This is a genomic window from Janthinobacterium sp. PC23-8, from assembly GCF_002250505.1.
In the GTDB taxonomy this organism is placed as follows: domain Bacteria; phylum Pseudomonadota; class Gammaproteobacteria; order Burkholderiales; family Burkholderiaceae_D; genus Janthinobacterium.
This window is the reverse complement of the sequence record NZ_NJGY01000004.1, coordinates 635,999-637,721: the sequence shown is the minus strand read 5'-3', so window position 1 is coordinate 637,721 and position 1,723 is coordinate 635,999. Positions and strand designations below refer to the sequence as shown.

The 1,723-nt window shown below is 52.5% G+C and carries 1 tRNA gene and 1 rRNA gene; both read left to right on the top strand.

The window, feature by feature from the left end:
• Positions 1-11 precede the first annotated feature (11 nt).
• Positions 12-1,544: ribosomal RNA gene (locus CD932_RS26340) — 16S ribosomal RNA — on the top strand.
• Positions 1,545-1,643: 99 nt separating this feature from the next.
• Positions 1,644-1,720: transfer RNA gene (locus tag CD932_RS26335), tRNA-Ile, on the top strand.
• Positions 1,721-1,723 lie beyond the last annotated feature (3 nt).

Here is a 1,723-nt window from a genome sequence, read left to right as displayed (position 1 = left end):
AAACAGAGATTAAACTGAAGAGTTTGATCCTGGCTCAGATTGAACGCTGGCGGCATGCCTTACACATGCAAGTCGAACGGCAGCACGGAGCTTGCTCTGGTGGCGAGTGGCGAACGGGTGAGTAATATATCGGAACGTACCCTGGAGTGGGGGATAACGTAGCGAAAGTTACGCTAATACCGCATACGATCTAAGGATGAAAGTGGGGGATTCGCAAGAACCTCATGCTCGTGGAGCGGCCGATATCTGATTAGCTAGTTGGTAGGGTAAAAGCCTACCAAGGCATCGATCAGTAGCTGGTCTGAGAGGACGACCAGCCACACTGGAACTGAGACACGGTCCAGACTCCTACGGGAGGCAGCAGTGGGGAATTTTGGACAATGGGCGCAAGCCTGATCCAGCAATGCCGCGTGAGTGAAGAAGGCCTTCGGGTTGTAAAGCTCTTTTGTCAGGGAAGAAACGGTGAGGGCTAATATCCTTTGCTAATGACGGTACCTGAAGAATAAGCACCGGCTAACTACGTGCCAGCAGCCGCGGTAATACGTAGGGTGCAAGCGTTAATCGGAATTACTGGGCGTAAAGCGTGCGCAGGCGGTTTTGTAAGTCTGATGTGAAATCCCCGGGCTCAACCTGGGAATTGCATTGGAGACTGCAAGGCTAGAATCTGGCAGAGGGGGGTAGAATTCCACGTGTAGCAGTGAAATGCGTAGATATGTGGAGGAACACCGATGGCGAAGGCAGCCCCCTGGGTCAAGATTGACGCTCATGCACGAAAGCGTGGGGAGCAAACAGGATTAGATACCCTGGTAGTCCACGCCCTAAACGATGTCTACTAGTTGTCGGGTCTTAATTGACTTGGTAACGCAGCTAACGCGTGAAGTAGACCGCCTGGGGAGTACGGTCGCAAGATTAAAACTCAAAGGAATTGACGGGGACCCGCACAAGCGGTGGATGATGTGGATTAATTCGATGCAACGCGAAAAACCTTACCTACCCTTGACATGGCTGGAATCCTTGAGAGATCAGGGAGTGCTCGAAAGAGAACCAGTACACAGGTGCTGCATGGCTGTCGTCAGCTCGTGTCGTGAGATGTTGGGTTAAGTCCCGCAACGAGCGCAACCCTTGTCATTAGTTGCTACGAAAGGGCACTCTAATGAGACTGCCGGTGACAAACCGGAGGAAGGTGGGGATGACGTCAAGTCCTCATGGCCCTTATGGGTAGGGCTTCACACGTCATACAATGGTACATACAGAGCGCCGCCAACCCGCGAGGGGGAGCTAATCGCAGAAAGTGTATCGTAGTCCGGATTGTAGTCTGCAACTCGACTGCATGAAGTTGGAATCGCTAGTAATCGCGGATCAGCATGTCGCGGTGAATACGTTCCCGGGTCTTGTACACACCGCCCGTCACACCATGGGAGCGGGTTTTACCAGAAGTAGGTAGCTTAACCGCAAGGAGGGCGCTTACCACGGTAGGATTCGTGACTGGGGTGAAGTCGTAACAAGGTAGCCGTATCGGAAGGTGCGGCTGGATCACCTCCTTTCTAGAGTTTGCACGAATCAGCAATGATTCACTCATTAAATGTCCACACTTATCGACTGTTAGCTGAAGAAGAAACAGTAGTCGTATGTAGCACCGCGTTGGGGCTGTAGCTCAGCTGGTTAGAGCACCGTGTTGATAACGCGGGGGTCGTTGGTTCGAGTCCAACCAGCCCTACCAGTT